Origin of the sequence: Falsibacillus pallidus (genome assembly GCF_003350505.1) — a bacterium.
Classification (GTDB): Bacteria; Bacillota; Bacilli; order Bacillales; family DSM-25281; genus Falsibacillus; species Falsibacillus pallidus.
In genome coordinates this window covers 25,754-42,815 of record NZ_QQAY01000007.1, presented here as the reverse complement: position 1 = coordinate 42,815, position 17,062 = coordinate 25,754, and the positions used below count along the sequence as shown (strand labels likewise).

Here is a 17,062-nt window from a genome sequence, read left to right as displayed (position 1 = left end):
TACACTGTAGGTATATTAGCCATCAGTGTGTGCAGATTTTATGAGGAGGTCCCTAAATTGGAATACAACGAAAAGAAGTTGTCTTTTATAGATGCCATTAAAGAATTGATGGGTTTTAAGATAGATGTTTTTTTAAAGGACGGGGAATTGGTCAAGGGATTGCTGGCCCACTCGGAAGTAGATTTTTTAGTACTGGAAAAAGCCGAGGATCAATCCCATTATGTAAAATTCGAGCAGATCTTAGCTGTATCCAAGAATACGAGGGATTATCAGCCGCAGGACTCGACTGTCGAATTCAATCAGGGTGAATCTCTCAATGATATTTTGGCGGAGTGCCAGTATCAATGGATCACGCTTAAATGCGGAACAGACACCTTTGAGGGAATATTAAGCCGCAGCCATGACGAACACCTTGTCCTTTTAAGCAAAGAAGACAGCATCTTAATCAATAAATCCCATATTTCCCAGCTTTACATCGGAGAGCTGAAAGAAGAAAAGCAGCAAGAAAAAGAGGTTCAGGAAAAGCAAGAAGAAAAGAACGAAACATCTAAAGAGGTTAAGCAGGAAAAAGGGGAGAAAAAAAGCAGCCAGGAAATCATCGATGTGGCACCGCTTCCTCCGCTCAATCTCAACCAGCATCAAAAATCCACAGCAGAATCCGCAGTTAAAGACACCAATTCCCCAATCCAAACAGTAGAGGATTTTGAACCATTTGTGATGGAAAGCAATATTCAACGGCGAAAAAAGAAACAGAAGAATCTCGCTCTATTCGAGGAATCCATGCAATCATCTAAAACAGATGAAAACGAACCTGTGAATCCGGAAGCCAGTGAAACGTTAGATACTCCGGCTGTTCCCGAAGCGAGAGTCGAAAGCTCAAGTGATTTACAGCTTGAAAATCAATATTACTCTTTGATGAAACATGCAGAAAAAATGTATCTGCAGCTAAAGGAAAAGCGTCTTCAAAGAGAACAGGAAGGGTAATTTCTCTTCCGAACCTTTATGAAAGGAGGAATCTTGTATGCTGATGGTTCCTATTGTCCTTCTGTTCTTCATCCTGTCCGGCATTTGTTTCTATTTGGTTTTCATCAAGCCGGCTGAACCTGATAGTGTGCATTTCATTCCTGCTGCTCCAACACCTCCCGCCATATCGGCTGAGGCGGCTCACTCTCATGGGTGAGTTGAATTTGATCATTATGATTAGTGTTTTTACGATAACCATCTTCGTTATGCTTTCCCGGCCATTTGGCTTAAACGAAACGGTCCCCACTTCCATCGGGGCACTCATTGTATTATTGGCGGGCATTGTTCCACTTGCGGATGTTGCCCGTATCTTTTCGATTGTCAGCGGCGCGTCCCTGACCATCATTTCGACCATCATTATGTCCATCGTTCTCGACAGCATCGGCTTCTTTCGGTGGATTGCCGTCAATATCGTGCAGCGGTCGAATGGATCCGGGATAAAATTATATATTTACATCAATCTGCTCTGTTTTTTCATGACCCTTTTTTTCAATAATGACGGCAGCATCCTCATTACAACACCCATCATCATTCACATAGTCCACCTTCTAAAGCTAAAGCCGCATCAGATGACCCCTTACTTTATTTCCGGAGCCTTGATTGCCACTGCAGCCAGCGCCCCGATTGCCGTCAGCAATATCTCCAACCTGATCGCCCTGAAAATTGTAGGACTCAGCTTGAACAGCTATATTCAGATGATGTTCGTTCCTGCGATGCTTGCCATCATCGTCATTGCCGTCCTTCTCTATCGGCTATTCCACCGGAGCATTCCGAAGAAGATCCGCAAAGTCCCAATCAAATGGAATGAAGGAAGCAGCCGCTATGAATATACACACCCGCTATCAGCACATGAACAGCCGAAAATCGATTGGCTCCTTTTTAAAGTGAGCATGGTTATTGTAATTGCAACTCGTACAAGCTTCTTTGTCCTTTCCCCATTCGGCGTCTCGATTGAATGGATCGGATTGACCGGAGCCCTTCTCATGATCGCCGCCAGATGGATTCGGATGAAAAAAGGGGCATTCGATATCATTACAAAAACACCTTGGCATATCCTTCTATTCGCTTTCAATATGTATGTCCTCGTCTATGGATTGAAGAATGTGGGATTGAATACCTTTTTAACTGCCCATTTGCAAAATTATGTTCATGGCAGCGGCCTACAGGCAAGTCTCATCATGGGTCTTCTTCTTACAGTGTTTTCAAATATTTTCAACAACCTTCCTGCCGTCATGATTGGAACTTTGGCCATCACTGATTTGGGACTGGCCCCGCATATGACGCAGATCACATACCTTGCGAATGTCATGGGCAGTGATATCGGAGCACTGTTGACGCCGGTTGGAACCTTGGCCACGCTGATTTGGATGTATCTTTTGAAAGAACACGGGATTCCCATGACGTGGGGAAAATATATCCGCGTCACCATTCTAGTGATTCCAGTCGGACTGATTGTCGGCTTGTGCAGCCTTTATTATTGGATCGAGTGGTTTGTATATTAATAGGAGGAATACTATGAGCAAGTTAATTCAACCCTTTATCGGGGAAACCATTACCATTGAACTTTCCGGAAAAAAAATCGTCAAAGGCGTTTTGCTGGAGGTTGGCAGTGACATTGTCGTCTTGTATAACGGGGAAGATTTCTTATATGTCCCTTCTGTCCATATCCAGTATTTCTGTAAATCGGACAAGGAGGATTCTGTCTCCATCCCCTCCGATGCACCAAGTCTGAATTCTGAAGATGAGATTTCCTTCCGGAAGACGCTGAATGCAGCAAGGGGGCGCTTCGCAGAGATCTACACCACAGGAAATCAGCCGCTGCACGGATATATCACGAGTGTGATGAATAATTACTTCGTGTTCTATTCCCCGGTGTATAAAACGATGCTGATTGCCATTCAGCATGTGAAGTGGCTCATTCCCTATACGGATCAGCAGACGCCATATGCACTTGACCAGCAGAAGCTGCCGGTGAACCCTGCGCCATTCACCCTCGGAAGAACCTATGAAGTCCAAATTGAGAAACTGGTCGGGGAGCTTGTCATCTTCAACATCGGCGACACGTTCCATCATATCGGGAAAATCAACCGCTTCGAAGACAACATCATCGAACTCGTCACCGCGCGCGAAGAAAAATACTACCTCAACATGCACCACATAAAAACCATGCACCTTCCGTGAAACGAAACAAAAGGACCTGCCGCATTGTAGGCAGGTCCTTTTGGTTTTATATATTGTCTCGCTTGTTCATTCCTTTGGCGAAGTAGATGACGATCAGGAGGATGAGCCAGACTGGTCCTACGACCAATGCGATTCTTGTGTCTGGATACACTCCCATCAGCACGACTACCATAGCCAGGAAGGCGAGTGCGATATAAGAGCTGATTGGCCATAATGGCGCTTTGAATTTAATTTTGGAGACTTCTGTTTTGCCCAAGCTTCTCCGGTATCTAAGCTGGGCTATCAAAATGAGCGCCCATGTCCAGATGGCACCAAATGTGGAGATGCTTGTCACCCATGTAAATACTTTTTCAGGAACCAAGTAATTCAAGACAACCCCGATCAGCAATGCTCCTGCTGAAAGAATGACAGCCAAAGCCGGTACGCCGGACTTGCTTACTTTTTTCAATGGTGCAGGTGCCTGGTTTTGCTCTGCCAGGTTGAACAGCATGCGTCCTGTACTGAAGATACCGCTGTTGCAGCTTGAAAGGGCAGCAGTCAATACGACAAAGTTGATGATGCCGGCTGCTTTTGGAATTCCCACTTTTTCAAACGTTAACACGAATGGGCTTCCGCCTGTCCCGATTTCATTCCATGGATAAATGGCCATGATGACAAACAGTGCGCCGACGTAGAAAATCAGGATGCGCCAGAATACTGTATTGATGGCTCTTGAAATGGTGTGTTCCGGGTTCTTTGCCTCACCAGCGGTCACCCCAAGCATTTCAATTCCAAGGTAAGCGAACATTACCATTTGCATCGAAGCGAGTATCCCCTTGATGCCGTTTGGCGCGAATCCGCCATGCGTCCAAAGGTTGCTGATGCCTGTTGCGACGCCGCCATTTCCAAATCCGAAAAGAATAATTAAAAATCCGGTGATGATCATTAAGATAATGGCTACGATTTTAATCAATGCAAACCAGAATTCAAATTCTCCGTATGCTTTTACAGTGATCAAGTTTACGATTGTCATGATGATAAGTGCAGCAAGCGCCCAGATCCAGCGCGGCACGCCAGGGAACCAAAGCTCCATGTACACACCAACCGCCGTGATTTCGGCCATACAAGTTACGACCCATAAGAACCAGTAATTCCATCCGGTTAAAAATCCGGCAAGCGGACCTACGTAATCTCTCGCGTAGCGGCTGAATGAACCAGCCACTGGATTCTGGATGGCCATTTCTCCGAGCGCCCTCATGATAATAAACATGATGGCACCTGACACGATATATGCCAACAGAATGGCAGGTCCTGCGAGTTCAATTGTCTTGGCCGAGCCGAGGAAGAGTCCGACTCCGATACATGCCCCAAGGGACATGAGCGTAATATGCCTTTCTTCCAGTCCTCGATGAAGTTCTTGATTGTCCATCTTTCCACCCCTGTCTGAAGTTTCCACAACTAAGAAATAAAGCGTTTACAATCTTTTCGTTTTTCTAGTATAGCAATTTCTTTGAATATATTCAATTTTGTAAAAACAGAAAACATATGTCTCTACAGGATTTAGCGGCTATCCTCTATCTTTTTACCCAGAATTTCATGCGTAAAAACGCTTCATTTACTCATTATTCCATTAAAATAAGCATAATTTCTTTCTCTATAAATGGCATACTTATTTTAGTTTTACCGAACTGTCCAAAATTAGACTTATTAAAGGTTGATTTGATTGGTTTATATTTGAATGGTCCAGGGTCTGGATTGGATGTGGCTTGTGGGATTGAGCAGTTCCGAATGTAGAGTGGGACAGGCCAAATGGGGGTTTTCATCAAATTGTCTCTTTTTCTCTTTTGGACTGGGCCGATCTAGCAAAATTCCCGCAATCAGGCCAGGCTGGGGGGCGCTGGCGCATAGACTGGGGGTTCCCGCGCATGAGCACCACTTTTTCGCGCAAAGACACCATGTTGCGGCGCATAAGATCCGATTTGTGGCGCATTGGCACCTCAGTTTGGCGCATAGGCACCCTGCACGTATGCACTTCTCGTCAATTTTCTTATGATTTCGTGTCGCTGGCACTCCGAATCTTCTCTTCTATAGCACTTTTTCCAGGTTATCATCCTTCTAATGTGAAATGGGATAGTCCAAATGAGGGTTTTCATCAAATTGTCTCTTTTTCTCTTTTGGACTGGGCCGATCTAGCAAAATTCCCGCAATCACGCCGGGCTGGGGGGCACTGGCGCATAGACCGGGGTTTCCCGTGCATGAGCACCACTTTTTCGCGCATAGCCGCCATGTTCTGGCGCATAAGATCCGATTTGTGGCGCATTGGCACCTCGGTTTGGCGCATAGAGGCCGATCCGCACACCCCATCCCCCATAATTACCATATTTTTTCGCCATGCCAGCACTACATATTCACAAACCAGCATGAATTTCACTATAATTTGCCCAGAAACCCATACCAAGTTGCCATTTCACACTGATTTTCCACCAAATCCAGCACCACTTAAGCAGTGCAGACTCATTTCCCACTAAATAAACCACAGTCCTCAGACTGTGGTTCTATCAAACCAAACAAAAAACCCCTTCACTCAGTGTGAAGGGGAATTTTATTAGATGCGGTTTTCGAAAACGTTGATACGGTTTGTGGATCGGCGAAGGGCCAATTCGGCTCGCTTTACGTCTACGTCGGATTTGTTTCCGGATAGGCGCTGCTCTGCACGGGCTTTCGCTTCTTTCGCACGCTCGATATCAATGCTTCCAGCCGTTTCAGCTGTTTGTGCTAAAATCGTTACTTGTGTTGGGCGGACTTCCAAGAAGCCGCCGCTTACTGCAACTAACTCAGTTTTGCCTGCTTTTTTCAAGCGGACAGCACCGATCTGTAATGGAGCAACCATTGGAATGTGTCCTGGTAACACTCCAAGCTCACCACTTTGAGCCTTTGTACTTACCATTTCCACATCGGATTCATACACTGGGCCATCGGGAGTAACGATACTGACTTTTATGGTCTTCATTTTTAACCCTCCAGGTCCCTATATTATACTTCTACACCCATCTTTTTCGCTGCTTCGATTACATCTTCGATTGGTCCGACTAGGCGGAATGCATCCTCAGGAAGATGGTCGTATTTGCCTTCAAGGATTTCCTTGAAGCCACTTACTGTTTCTTTAACAGTTACATAAGAACCTTTTTGGCCTGTGAACTGTTCTGCAACGTGGAAGTTTTGAGATAAGAAGAACTGTACGCGGCGGGCACGTTGAACAATAAGCTTATCTTCGTCAGAAAGCTCATCCATACCCAAGATCGCGATGATGTCCTGCAATTCTTTATAGCGCTGCAATGTTTGCTGTACTTGGCGGGCAATTCCGTAGTGCTCTTCACCTACGATTTCAGGAGAAAGTGCACGGGAAGTTGATGCCAATGGGTCAACGGCAGGGTAGATACCCATCTCAGTCAATTTACGCTCAAGGTTTGTTGTTGCATCCAAGTGAGCGAATGTTGTTGCTGGAGCCGGATCCGTGTAGTCATCGGCAGGAACGTATACAGCTTGGATAGATGTAACAGATCCAACGTTTGTAGACGTGATACGCTCTTGCAATAGACCCATTTCAGTAGCAAGTGTCGGCTGGTAACCAACTGCAGATGGCATACGGCCTAGTAGGGCAGATACCTCTGAACCTGCTTGTGTGAAACGGAAGATGTTATCGATAAAGAACAATACGTCTTGTCCTTGCTCATCACGGAAATATTCAGCCATTGTCAAACCAGTCAAGGCAACACGCATACGTGCACCAGGAGGCTCGTTCATTTGTCCGAATACCATTGCTGTTTTTCCGATAACGCCTGAATCGCTCATTTCATGATAAAGGTCATTACCTTCACGAGTACGCTCACCTACACCAGCGAATACTGAGATACCGCCGTGCTCTTGAGCGATGTTGTTGATAAGCTCCTGGATCAATACCGTTTTACCTACACCGGCACCACCGAAGAGACCGATCTTACCACCTTTGATATATGGTGCAAGCAAGTCAACAACTTTGATTCCTGTTTCAAGGATTTCGACTTCTGTAGAAAGCTGCTCATACTTAGGAGCCTGCCTGTGAATGGAATCACGGCGGAATTCTGCAGGAACATCTTCTTTAAGGTCGATTGCTTCACCTAGAACGTTGAATACACGTCCAAGTGTTACATCCCCTACAGGTACAGAAATTGAAGCCCCTGTATCGATTACTTCTAATCCACGTCTTAAACCATCAGTAGATGACATGGCAATTGTACGTACTGTGTCATCGCCAAGGTGAATGGCAACTTCCAGCGTTAAATCGATCGCAACATCCGTAGCTGTTGCTATGCTTTCGATTTTTAACGCATTGTAGATTGCAGGAAGATGGCCGCTTTCAAACTTGACGTCAACAACTGGACCCATAACTTGTAGAACGCGTCCTTTGTTCATCATTTTCCCTCCTACCCAGCTATTTGGACTTGATGTCCATTGGAAAGGGCAGCGGGATGCGTGCTCCGATCAGCCCGCAAGCCCCACCGCTTTTCCGTCATTATATAATTACTACTCCAGAGCCGCTGCTCCGCCGACGATTTCCGTGATTTCTTGGGTAATCGCTGCTTGGCGCGCACGGTTGAATGAAAGTGTAAGGTTGTGAATAAGGTCTTTCGCATTGTCAGTTGCATTTTTCATAGCGGTCATACGAGCACCATGCTCGCTGGCTTTTCCATCCAATAATGCACCGTAGATCAAGCTTTCTGCGTATTGTGGAAGCAAGACATCCAAAATTTCTTCTGGAGACGGTTCAAATTCATAAGATGTGAAAGGCGTGCTTGAAGTGATTTCTGACAAAGGCAGAACCTTTTTCGCCGTAACATCCTGTTGGATGGCACTGACGTAGTGATTGTAGTACATATTTAATTCGTCAAATGTACCGTCAGCATAAAGGTTGACTGCTTTTCTTGCAATTTCTTGAATATCGGAGAATGCTGGCTGATCAGGCAGCCCTACGATATCCAAAACCACGTTCATGTCGCGCTTCTTGAAGAAGTCGCGGCCCATGCGGCCAATTGCAATGATTGCATATTCATCTTTTGAGTTGTGACGTTCGCGGATAGTGTTGTTCACCATGCGCAAAATGCTGCTGTTGTAAGCCCCCGCTAAACCTCGGTCAGATGTGATGACCAAATAGCCGGTTTTTTTCACGGGGCGGGAGACTAGCATATCATGCGTCACACCTCTACTGCCGAGTGCAACGGATGCTACTACTTCCTGGATCTTCTCCATGTAAGGAACGAATGACTTTGCATTCATTTCTGCACGGTTCAGCTTGGCAGCAGAAACCATTTCCATTGCTTTTGTGATTTGACTCGTTTTCTTCGTAGAAGTTATACGATTTTTAATGTCGCGTAATGATGCCATTGGTTCTCACCACCCTTGTATGAAAGATTTTAGACCGGAGTCCGGATTAAGCAAACAGCTTTTTGAATTCTGTAATGGCAGCAACCATTGCATCATCTTCAGGAAGCTTGCCTGTTGTGCGGATTTGGTCTAGAACTTCCGTATGGTTGTGGTCTAACCAACTTAGGAATTCATTTTCGAAGCGGCGGATATCTTCTACCGCGATATCATCTAAATGTCCGCGAGTCAATGCATAAAGGATCATGACTTGCTTTTCAACTTTAATCGGTTTGTTCAGATCCTGCTTCAATACCTCAACTGTACGCGCACCACGGTTCAATTTTGCTTGAGTAGCTTTATCAAGGTCAGAACCGAACTGAGCGAATGCTTCCAACTCACGGTAAGAAGCAAGGTCAAGACGAAGTGTACCTGCAACCTTTTTCATTGCGCTGATTTGCGCGGATCCACCTACACGGGATACAGAAAGACCTGCGTTGATCGCTGGACGTACACCGGAGAAGAATAGATCGGATTGCAAGAAGATCTGTCCATCAGTGATGGAGATAACGTTCGTTGGGATGTAAGCAGAGATGTCTCCAGCTTGCGTTTCAACGAATGGAAGTGCTGTGATAGAACCTGCACCTCTAGCGTCGCTAAGTTTAGCAGCGCGCTCCAATAGACGGCTGTGCAAGTAGAATACGTCACCAGGGAATGCTTCACGGCCTGGAGGACGGCGTAATAATAGGGAAAGTTCGCGGTATGCAGATGCTTGTTTAGAAAGATCATCATACACAACAAGAACGTGCTTGCCATTGATCATGAACTCTTCACCCATTGTTACCCCTGCATATGGAGCAAGGAACAATAATGGTGCAGGCTGTGATGCAGATGCTGTTACAACGATTGTGTAATCAAGCGCACCATGCTTGCGAAGAGTTTCTACTGCGTTGCGGACAGTTGATTCTTTTTGTCCGATTGCTACGTAGATACAAACCATGTTTTGGTCTGCCTGGTTAAGAATTGTATCGATCGCTACAGATGTTTTACCTGTTTGGCGGTCACCGATGATCAATTCACGTTGTCCACGGCCGATTGGCACAAGAGCGTCGATCGCTTTGATACCTGTTTGAAGCGGCTCATGAACTGATTTACGATCCATTACACCAGGAGCTTGGCTCTCGATTGGACGTGTTTTTGTAGTATTGATTGGGCCTAGACCATCAACTGGCTGACCAAGAGGATTCACGACGCGGCCGATAAGCTCTTCGCCAACAGGAACTTCCATGATGCGTCCTGTGCGGCGTACTTCGTCACCTTCGCGGATGCCTGTGTAAGGTCCGAGGATTACGATACCGACGTTGCCTTCTTCAAGGTTTTGTGCCATACCCATGACACCGTTTGAAAACTCCAATAGCTCTCCAGCCATGACACTGTCGAGGCCATGAGCACGAGCGATACCGTCCCCGATTTGGATAACCGTACCTACATCGTCCACTTTTAGTTCTGACTGATAGTTTTCAATTTGCTTTTTTATCAGTGCACTGATTTCTTCAGCTTTAATGCTCATGAATTTCACCCCTCATTTCAGAATGTTATCCGACTAATTCACGTTCTAAGCGATCAAGTTTGCCGCGAAGGCTTCCGTCAAATATACGGTTGCCGATTCGCACCTTCACTCCGCCTAAAAGGTTCGTATCGATGATATTTTGGATGTTTAACTGCGTTTTGCCTACTTTAGGTGCAAAGGCTGCGGAAACCGCCTGCTTCTCATCTTCCGTCAATTCGCGGATAGAGTAGACAACAGCGTCTGCGATGCCTTTTGCCTCGTTTGCCAATTCAATGAAAGAATCAGCTACTGCAGGGATATATGCGCTTCGATGACGATCAGTAAGGATCATCAATGTATTCATTACAAATGGTGAAGCTCCTTGGAACGTATCTTTCAAGATCTCTTTTTTCTGCACAAGAGGCAGTTTAGGAGATGACAAGATTTGTCCGAACCCAGGGTTTTCAATCAAGATTTTCTTTACAACGCGCAGCTCTTCCTCAACGGAATCAAGCTGGTTTTGTTCAGTGGCAAGCTGAAAAAGTGCCAATGCATAACGTTTTGCTACTGCTTCGCTGCTCATCGTTTTTCGCCTGCCTCTTGAATGTAGCGGCTGATCAACTGCTCTTGTGCAGATGCATCAAGTTCTTTTTCAATCACTTTAGATGCAATCATGACAGACAATGATGCCACTTGTTCGCGTAAAGCCGCGACAGCTTGTTCTTTTTGAGTTTCGATTTCGATCTTCGCAGCTTCCTTTAAACGGACAGCTTCCGCGCGGGCTGCAATAATCATATCTTCACGTTGTAAATCAGCTTGTTTCTTCGCATTTTCAATGATCGCATGCCCTTCTTCACGAGCTTGCTTCAATTCGGCGCGAGTTTCTTCAAGAAGTTTATTTGCTTCGACGCGGCTCATTTCAGCTGCTTCGATTTCTTTCGCAATATGAACTTCACGATCTTTCATGATGCCCATTAATGGACCCCAAGCAAATTTCTTAAGCAACGCTAACAGGATCAGGAACATGATCAACTGGAAGATGATGTCTCCCCCGTTGAAATGTCCAGCTTCTCCAAGGACAAATGCTTGTGTTAACATGCTCGATTCACTCCCTTCAAGAATCGATTGTATTCTTTATTCAGAAAACAGCTTAGCGTTTGATAACGCACCGCTTCTATATTTATCAAAAAAAATGGTGTGTTCAGTTAGACTAGGACATAAAGGAATGGCGAAGATAATCGCCTAGACGAACTTCGCCATCGAAAATACTATTAACTCGGCTGATGATTACTTTCCAAGAACGATGAAAGCAATAACTACACCGATGATCGGTAATGCTTCAACTAGTGCGATACCGATGAACATTGTAGTTTGAAGAGTACCGCGTAATTCTGGTTGACGTGCGATTCCCTCAACTGTACGACCTACGATAAGACCGTTACCAATACCTGCACCTACTGCTGCAAGACCAACTGCAATTGCCGCTGCTATAAGACCCATTCTAAAGTTCCTCCTTTAATGTATAAGAAAATAATTTGGCTATAATGTTTTGTTCAATAATTGAACAGGTATATATTAATGGTCATGGCTGACTTTGTGAGCCATATAAACCATCGTTAACATACAGAAAATGAATGCTTGGATAGACCCTACGAAAATAGAGAATCCTTGCCATGCGATCATAGGAACGATCGCTGCGATAGTACCGCCTACACCCGTTGCAAGCCCACCTGCGATCAACGCAAGAAGTACTTCACCAGCGTAGATGTTTCCATAAAGACGAAGACCTAGTGTGAGGGTATTTGCAAACTCCTCAATAATTTTTAGCGGGATTAAGAACCACATAGGTCTGAGGAAATCTTTCCCGTATTCGCCAATGCCTTTCATCTTGATTCCATAATAATGGGATAAGATGACGACCATGGATGACAGCGTAAGCGTGATTGCTGGATCTGCTGTCGGAGACTTCCACCAGAGCTTTCCATCTATGACAATGGAGAAAGGAAGTCCAAGCATGTTGGAAACGAAGATGTACATGATTAAAGTTATTCCCAGGATGTGAAAGCGGCCTCCCGTTTTCCAATCCATGTTACTTTTGATAATGCCTTTCACAAAGTCCATTATCCATTCCAGGAAGTTTTGCATTCCTGTAGGCTTTAATGCCATACGACGAGTGGACGCAACCGCGAGAAGGAATACGATGGCAGATGCCACAGTGATCATCAATACGTTCGCTAAGTTGAAAGTTAGGCCCAAAAACTCGTGTAAAGGAGCTTCATGATTCAATGAATTTCACCTCTCTTCCCCGCTATTTATTTGATTTCACATAATGAAAAAAGTAATCTATCATAATGACGATATAGGCTGTCATTAATCCAATGATAAAACTTAGGAGATGGAAAGTTTCCGGATAGCGGATGACGATAATCGCTCCAAGAACAGATGCGGCCATCCGCGCAGCAGTGCCGAGGGATCGCGTTTTCTTCCCTTCTAGTACCGCATCGCCTAATTTCACTGTTCGTCTTACCATAAGCCAGTGGTTGAACAAGCTTATAGCTGTTCCAAGGACCAGTCCGAGAAAGATAGTCTTATACTCGGTGAATCCCCACCCAAGGACGTAGATGGCAAGGAGGTAAAATATGTACTTGCGGTGCCTGTTAAACATTTGCTGGAGTTCCGGCATATTTGATTAGTCTCCTGAGAAATGTCGGACTGAACGGAGCATAGTGTAGATTCCTGCTGCTAACCCCAGGAATAGTCCGATGATTAAGAATAGTGGCTCGGTGCCTGTTTTCTGGTCGATCCATCTTCCTCCGAAGATGCCGATCAAAATGGCCCCGACGAGTTGTGAAAGTATAGCTGTATAAAGAGCTATAGCTTGGTACGGACGGCGTTGTTTTTGCCGCATAAGAGCATCCTCTCGATTCGAGAATGAGATTTTTGGGTAAAAAAATTTTGGGCTTTTCCGATTTTCAAAAAAGCGTTTTCATCCGCGCCAAATCTATGAAAACCCTATCATCCTATACCCTTTGTTAGCATACAATAGGCACCCTACCATGTCAATTGCTTTCGGGTGAAAAAGTTCACAATGTTTTAATAATGTTTGACGAATGTTCACAAATTCATCAAATATTATTTACCTATATTGATGCCCCTTTTTAAAGCCCCCTTTACTATAAAACATGACTGGAAATTATACAACCATCCCCATGTCATTTAATTTTTTCCAAATAATAAATCCATTGGAAAATGATTCTTTCAGGATAATGGAACCATGACATATTCCCTCAAAATGTGGGTTTTTTCGACACTTGACAGGGGTCTGCGGCATTGGGGTTGACCCGCGGATGGATATATCTATCAATTTTGGGTTTTTATCTATCATAAAAAGAAAAAAGGACCCATCAGGATCCTTTTTCTTTCATGTGCAAAGTCAACTCCTGATAGTCCTCCCGTCCTTTTGTCCGGGCAAAGGCGACCGCAACTATCTGCTCCAATCGGATGTTCTTTGGAAAAACAACTTCTTTCTCCTTCAAACCTGGTCCGATTTTCTTCTGCCAATCCAATAGGCCGAGATATTTCATGGATTCAGGATCATACAAGGCTATCCCAAATTCCTCCGCCCCGCCAGGAAGGTAGACTTCATAGTGAAGCGTATTTGTTTTCTTTCCATTATCCACTGCAAATCCCATCACGCGTGGATATCTTGGTTCATTCACCACATATAAATAAGGGATCCGGATCGTCGATTCTCCATCAGATAGAAAAATGGCGCCGTCGATCAGATCTTTCTTTTTTGAAAATGCATCAATGCGTTCTGCTCGTATGGTCACTTTCTTTTCACTATTCGGCCCAATCGAAAATGCCGTTGGAAGCTCAAACTCCATCCCTGCGCTTTTCGGAGGAGTGATGAAGCGGTAATGCTTCGTTTCTTTGCTGACATTGCGGATGGTCAGGACTTTTTCTTTTTCCATGAACAATTTCGAAGGGAGCCTGCCAATGGATAACGCACCAGGCATGACAAGCGTCCCGGTATTGATGGCTTCCTCGAGCTGGATCCTTCCTGCGCCTTGCTCATACGTATGATACGGCAGTCCTTTATCGTCCACCATGACCTTGGCCGTGTTCATGAAGGCGGCCTTTATTTCTGCCGGCGTCCAATCGGGATGCGCCTGTTTCAGGATGGCGCATGCCCCAGCTACATGGGGGGCAGCCATACTCGTCCCCTGCAGGGAAAGGTATCCGCCGGGAACGGTGCTTCTGATTTTGACGCCAGGTGCTGTGATGTCAGGCTTGATTCCCCAGTTGATTGTCACAGGACCACGCGAACTGAAATCTGCCAGCCGGTCTTCTTCTTCTTTATAGATGGTCGGACCAAGAATCGTTCCCTTTTTTATCATTTTCTTCAGCCATTCTCCGTCCTGTCTGCTCATGGCTGCAGCGGGAATTCTGGATTCTTTCCCAACACTTCCGAGGAACTCTCCTTTTTCATTGTTATAAACAATGACAGCAACTGCCCCTTTTTCTTCTGCATTCTTTACTTTTTGAGCAAACGTGATCGTCCCTCTTTGAATCAGGACGATTTTTCCCGAAACCCGCTTCAGCTCTTCCTTGTTTCCAATCCCGCCATAAATGATTGGGTAGGTCTTCGTCAGACCCCACGGCACTCCTCCGAACATCGGCAGGAGTTTCATGTCCTTTTCCACTCTGCCTCTTTTAATATGAAGAAACGGGATTTTCATCGGTGGTGTCGAAGCTCCTACTGAAATGGCGTCGCTTGCCGTACCTGGAGTTCCCACCGTCCAAAGATTCGGCCCGCTGTTGCCGCTTGATGTCACAGCGACCACCCCTTTGCTTACCGCCTTGTTCAACGCCTCAGTGATTGGAAGGTCGGGGGCATTCACATCCGTCCCGAGCGAAAGATTCAAGATGTCGACGTGATCCTTTACCGCCTGGTCAATGGCTGCCAGCACTTGGTCAGACGTTCCATGTCCCCCCGGTCCGAGCGCGCGGTAAGCATATAGTTCTGCTTCAGGAGCTACTCCTTTCATGACGCCATTTGCACCGATGATCCCTGCCACATGCGTTCCGTGGAGTGTCGAAGCACCATTTTTATTTCTTGATTCCATCGGATTTTTGTCCCCGTCGACAAAGTCCTGCCCGCCTTTATAGTTCCGGTTCAAATCTGGATGGTTATAGTCAATCCCAGTGTCAATGATCCCGACTTTTACGCCTTTCCCCGACAGCCGCTGTCCTTTTGGATCAAAGTAGCCCCGGATTTTATCGGCGCCGATGAATGGGACGCTCCCTTCCATGTCCGCTTTATAGGTATAGGCTTCCGAGCTGTACTGAACGTGGGGAAATTGTTTTTCAAGCTTCTGGAGATTAGACCTCTTGCCCTCTACCGAAAAGCCGGAGAACACTTCTTGAAAAACATAGCGGATTTTAATAGAAGGAAAATGTTTGACCACCTGCTGTAATTCAGCTTGGTCAGGGGTCTCTTTGGTGGAAAAAACCATGACCACTCGTTCATTCGGGGAAGGTTCCGGGAGCTGCGGCAATGAAAATGTAGTGGATGCAGACGAAACCAGCGCAGCACTCAGTGGCTGCTGCGGTAAAATTATGGTGAAAAATAAAATGGCGATCACAGCTGCGGAAATTTTCTTCATTTCGGACGCCCCCCTTTTAATCCTTAGGGTATCTCTCAATAGAGTGGTTATGCACAAAATAAAAAAAGCCTGGCATGCCAATGTATTTCACATGGCGTACCAGGCTTTATATTATGGTCTGAATGGTTCAGGACGTTCTTCTTTTTGTTTGAAGTAATAGCGGATGGCTTCTGTGATGCGGAATGATGCATTTCCATCGCCATATGGATTTGCTGCTTTTGCCATTTTTTCATAAGCAGCTTGATCTGTAAGGAGCTCATGTGCAAGATTGTAAATCGTTTCTTCATCTACTCCTGCAAGCTTCAATGTTCCTGCTTCGATTCCTTCAGGGCGCTCTGTCGTATCACGAAGGACAAGAACAGGAACACCAAGGGATGGAGCTTCTTCCTGAACACCGCCTGAGTCAGTCAGGATCAAATGTGAGCGGGAAGCGAAGTTATGGAAGTCGATGACATCCAATGGTTCGATCAAATGGATGCGTGGATCGTTTCCTAAAACTTCATCTGCAATTTCACGTACGGCTGGATTTAAATGGACCGGGTAAACGACTTGTACATCCGGCTGCTCATCCACGATACGCTTGACTGCACGGAACATATTCCTCATAGGCTGTCCAAGGTTTTCACGGCGATGAGCAGTCAAAAGGATCAGACGGTCATCCCCTACTTTTTCAAGCACTGCATGGGAATACTCGTCTTTTACCGTTGTTTCCAACGCATCGATTGCTGTATTTCCAGTGATGAAGATGCTCTCTTCTTTTTTATTCTCAGCCAAAAGATTGTCAGCCGCTTTGTCAGTCGGCGAGAAGTGCAAATCTGCCATGACACCAGTCAACTGGCGGTTCATCTCTTCAGGGAACGGAGAATATTTATTCCACGTCCTGAGTCCTGCTTCAACGTGGCCGACAACAATTTGATTGTAGAATGCCGCAAGACTTGCTACAAATGTAGTCGTTGTATCCCCATGAACAAGGACGATGTCAGGCTTGGTTTCTTTCATGACGCGATCCAGGCCTTCCAATCCGCGAGTTGTCACATCAATCAATGTCTGCCTGTCTTTCATGATGTTCAAGTCATGGTCAGGCGTAATATTGAAGATCCCAAGCACCTGGTCAAGCATTTGGCGGTGCTGAGCTGTTACTGTCACAATGGATTCAAAATGATCCGGGTATTTTTGCAGCTCCAATACGAGTGAAGCCATTTTGATTGCTTCAGGTCTTGTTCCAAAGATTGTCATTACTTTAATGGGCCGATCCATGAAAACA

At 45.5% G+C, this 17,062-nt stretch carries 18 protein-coding genes; 5 read left to right on the top strand and 13 right to left on the bottom strand.

All coding sequences use genetic code 11. The annotated features are described in order from the left end of the window. The first annotated feature begins 57 nt into the window (after positions 1-57). Genes DFR59_RS12205 through DFR59_RS12195 form a run of 4 tightly spaced genes read left to right on the top strand, consistent with a single transcriptional unit; the run spans position 58 to position 3,204 of the window. Positions 58-984 (top strand): hypothetical protein, encoded by a 927-nt coding sequence (locus DFR59_RS12205; protein ID WP_114745933.1) that lies wholly within the window; start codon positions 58-60, stop codon positions 982-984. Positions 985-1,021: 37 nt separating this feature from the next. Next, the gene (locus DFR59_RS20085; RefSeq protein WP_158538374.1) at positions 1,022-1,180 is read left to right on the top strand and encodes a hypothetical protein; all 159 of its coding nucleotides are present in this window, start codon (positions 1,022-1,024) and stop codon (positions 1,178-1,180) included. Further along, positions 1,173-2,525, top strand: coding sequence for an arsenic transporter (locus tag DFR59_RS12200; RefSeq protein WP_114745932.1), 1,353 nt, complete (start codon positions 1,173-1,175; stop codon positions 2,523-2,525). The genes DFR59_RS20085 and DFR59_RS12200 overlap by 8 nt, the downstream gene beginning before the upstream one ends. 13 nt (positions 2,526-2,538) lie before the next feature. Further along, positions 2,539-3,204, top strand: a complete 666-nt coding sequence (locus tag DFR59_RS12195; RefSeq protein ID WP_114745931.1) for a DUF2642 domain-containing protein — start codon at positions 2,539-2,541, stop codon at positions 3,202-3,204. 46 nt (positions 3,205-3,250) lie between these two features. Here DFR59_RS12195 and DFR59_RS12190 read toward each other — a convergent pair whose 3' ends face one another. Continuing rightward, positions 3,251-4,612, bottom strand: coding sequence for an amino acid permease (locus tag DFR59_RS12190; protein WP_114745930.1), 1,362 nt, complete (start codon positions 4,610-4,612; stop codon positions 3,251-3,253). 496 nt (positions 4,613-5,108) lie between these two features. Between DFR59_RS12190 and DFR59_RS20340 the strand changes: the two genes are divergently transcribed. After that, positions 5,109-5,711, top strand: coding sequence for a hypothetical protein (locus DFR59_RS20340; protein ID WP_147278270.1), 603 nt, complete (start codon positions 5,109-5,111; stop codon positions 5,709-5,711). A 77-nt stretch (positions 5,712-5,788) separates the two neighbouring features. On the opposite strand, the gene DFR59_RS12180 is transcribed toward DFR59_RS20340, so the two are convergent. From DFR59_RS12180 to wecB, 12 genes are all read right to left on the bottom strand, one after another. Next, on the bottom strand, positions 5,789-6,193 hold the full coding sequence (locus tag DFR59_RS12180; RefSeq protein ID WP_114745928.1) for a F0F1 ATP synthase subunit epsilon: 405 nt from the start codon (positions 6,191-6,193) through the stop codon (positions 5,789-5,791). Positions 6,194-6,216: 23 nt separating this feature from the next. Further along, a complete protein-coding gene (gene atpD / locus DFR59_RS12175; protein ID WP_114745927.1) occupies positions 6,217-7,635 on the bottom strand; it encodes a F0F1 ATP synthase subunit beta in 1,419 nt (472 codons plus the stop codon). Positions 7,636-7,746: 111 nt separating this feature from the next. After that, positions 7,747-8,604, bottom strand: a complete 858-nt coding sequence (locus DFR59_RS12170; RefSeq protein ID WP_114745926.1) for a F0F1 ATP synthase subunit gamma — start codon at positions 8,602-8,604, stop codon at positions 7,747-7,749. Between the two features lie 46 nt (positions 8,605-8,650). Next, positions 8,651-10,150, bottom strand: a complete 1,500-nt coding sequence (gene atpA / locus DFR59_RS12165; RefSeq protein WP_114745925.1) for a F0F1 ATP synthase subunit alpha — start codon at positions 10,148-10,150, stop codon at positions 8,651-8,653. Positions 10,151-10,175: 25 nt separating this feature from the next. Then, positions 10,176-10,712 (bottom strand): F0F1 ATP synthase subunit delta, encoded by a 537-nt coding sequence (locus DFR59_RS12160; RefSeq protein ID WP_114745924.1) that lies wholly within the window; start codon positions 10,710-10,712, stop codon positions 10,176-10,178. Then, on the bottom strand, positions 10,709-11,227 hold the full coding sequence (gene atpF, locus DFR59_RS12155; protein WP_114745923.1) for a F0F1 ATP synthase subunit B: 519 nt from the start codon (positions 11,225-11,227) through the stop codon (positions 10,709-10,711). Before atpF ends, DFR59_RS12160 begins: the two co-directional genes overlap by 4 nt. Positions 11,228-11,416: 189 nt before the next feature. Next, a complete protein-coding gene (gene atpE, locus DFR59_RS12150) occupies positions 11,417-11,629 on the bottom strand; it encodes a F0F1 ATP synthase subunit C (RefSeq protein ID WP_114745922.1) in 213 nt (70 codons plus the stop codon). A gap of 75 nt (positions 11,630-11,704) precedes the next feature. After that, complete coding sequence (atpB, locus tag DFR59_RS12145; RefSeq protein WP_114745921.1) at positions 11,705-12,415, bottom strand: F0F1 ATP synthase subunit A; 711 nt, start codon at positions 12,413-12,415, stop codon at positions 11,705-11,707. A gap of 22 nt (positions 12,416-12,437) precedes the next feature. Then, on the bottom strand, positions 12,438-12,812 hold the full coding sequence (locus tag DFR59_RS12140; protein ID WP_114745920.1) for an ATP synthase subunit I: 375 nt from the start codon (positions 12,810-12,812) through the stop codon (positions 12,438-12,440). Between the two features lie 6 nt (positions 12,813-12,818). Next, entirely contained in the window at positions 12,819-13,037 is a 219-nt protein-coding gene (locus DFR59_RS12135; RefSeq protein WP_114745919.1) for an AtpZ/AtpI family protein, read from the bottom strand. A 496-nt stretch (positions 13,038-13,533) separates the two neighbouring features. Then, on the bottom strand, positions 13,534-15,798 hold the full coding sequence (locus tag DFR59_RS12130; RefSeq protein ID WP_114745918.1) for a S8 family serine peptidase: 2,265 nt from the start codon (positions 15,796-15,798) through the stop codon (positions 13,534-13,536). Between the two features lie 111 nt (positions 15,799-15,909). Beyond that, positions 15,910-17,055, bottom strand: a complete 1,146-nt coding sequence (gene wecB, locus DFR59_RS12125) for a non-hydrolyzing UDP-N-acetylglucosamine 2-epimerase (protein WP_114745917.1) — start codon at positions 17,053-17,055, stop codon at positions 15,910-15,912. Positions 17,056-17,062 lie beyond the last annotated feature (7 nt).

Bases quoted from the DNA above. Each gene is read 5' to 3' on its own strand.
- DFR59_RS20085 (WP_158538374.1), top strand. From the start codon at position 1,022: ATGCTGATGGTTCCTATTGTCCTTCTGTTCTTCATCCTGTCCGGCATT.
- DFR59_RS12200 (WP_114745932.1), top strand. From the start codon at position 1,173: ATGGGTGAGTTGAATTTGATCATTATGATTAGTGTTTTTACGATAACC.
- DFR59_RS12195 (WP_114745931.1), top strand. From the start codon at position 2,539: ATGAGCAAGTTAATTCAACCCTTTATCGGGGAAACCATTACCATTGAA.
- DFR59_RS12190 (WP_114745930.1), bottom strand. From the start codon at position 4,612: ATGGACAATCAAGAACTTCATCGAGGACTGGAAGAAAGGCATATTACG.
- DFR59_RS20340 (WP_147278270.1), top strand. From the start codon at position 5,109: ATGAGCACCACTTTTTCGCGCAAAGACACCATGTTGCGGCGCATAAGA.
- DFR59_RS12180 (WP_114745928.1), bottom strand. From the start codon at position 6,193: ATGAAGACCATAAAAGTCAGTATCGTTACTCCCGATGGCCCAGTGTAT.
- atpD (WP_114745927.1), bottom strand. From the start codon at position 7,635: ATGAACAAAGGACGCGTTCTACAAGTTATGGGTCCAGTTGTTGACGTC.
- DFR59_RS12170 (WP_114745926.1), bottom strand. From the start codon at position 8,604: ATGGCATCATTACGCGACATTAAAAATCGTATAACTTCTACGAAGAAA.
- atpA (WP_114745925.1), bottom strand. From the start codon at position 10,150: ATGAGCATTAAAGCTGAAGAAATCAGTGCACTGATAAAAAAGCAAATT.
- DFR59_RS12160 (WP_114745924.1), bottom strand. From the start codon at position 10,712: ATGAGCAGCGAAGCAGTAGCAAAACGTTATGCATTGGCACTTTTTCAG.
- atpF (WP_114745923.1), bottom strand. From the start codon at position 11,227: ATGTTAACACAAGCATTTGTCCTTGGAGAAGCTGGACATTTCAACGGG.
- atpE (WP_114745922.1), bottom strand. From the start codon at position 11,629: ATGGGTCTTATAGCAGCGGCAATTGCAGTTGGTCTTGCAGCAGTAGGT.
- DFR59_RS12140 (WP_114745920.1), bottom strand. From the start codon at position 12,812: ATGCCGGAACTCCAGCAAATGTTTAACAGGCACCGCAAGTACATATTT.
- DFR59_RS12135 (WP_114745919.1), bottom strand. From the start codon at position 13,037: ATGCGGCAAAAACAACGCCGTCCGTACCAAGCTATAGCTCTTTATACA.
- DFR59_RS12130 (WP_114745918.1), bottom strand. From the start codon at position 15,798: ATGAAGAAAATTTCCGCAGCTGTGATCGCCATTTTATTTTTCACCATA.
- wecB (WP_114745917.1), bottom strand. From the start codon at position 17,055: ATGGATCGGCCCATTAAAGTAATGACAATCTTTGGAACAAGACCTGAA.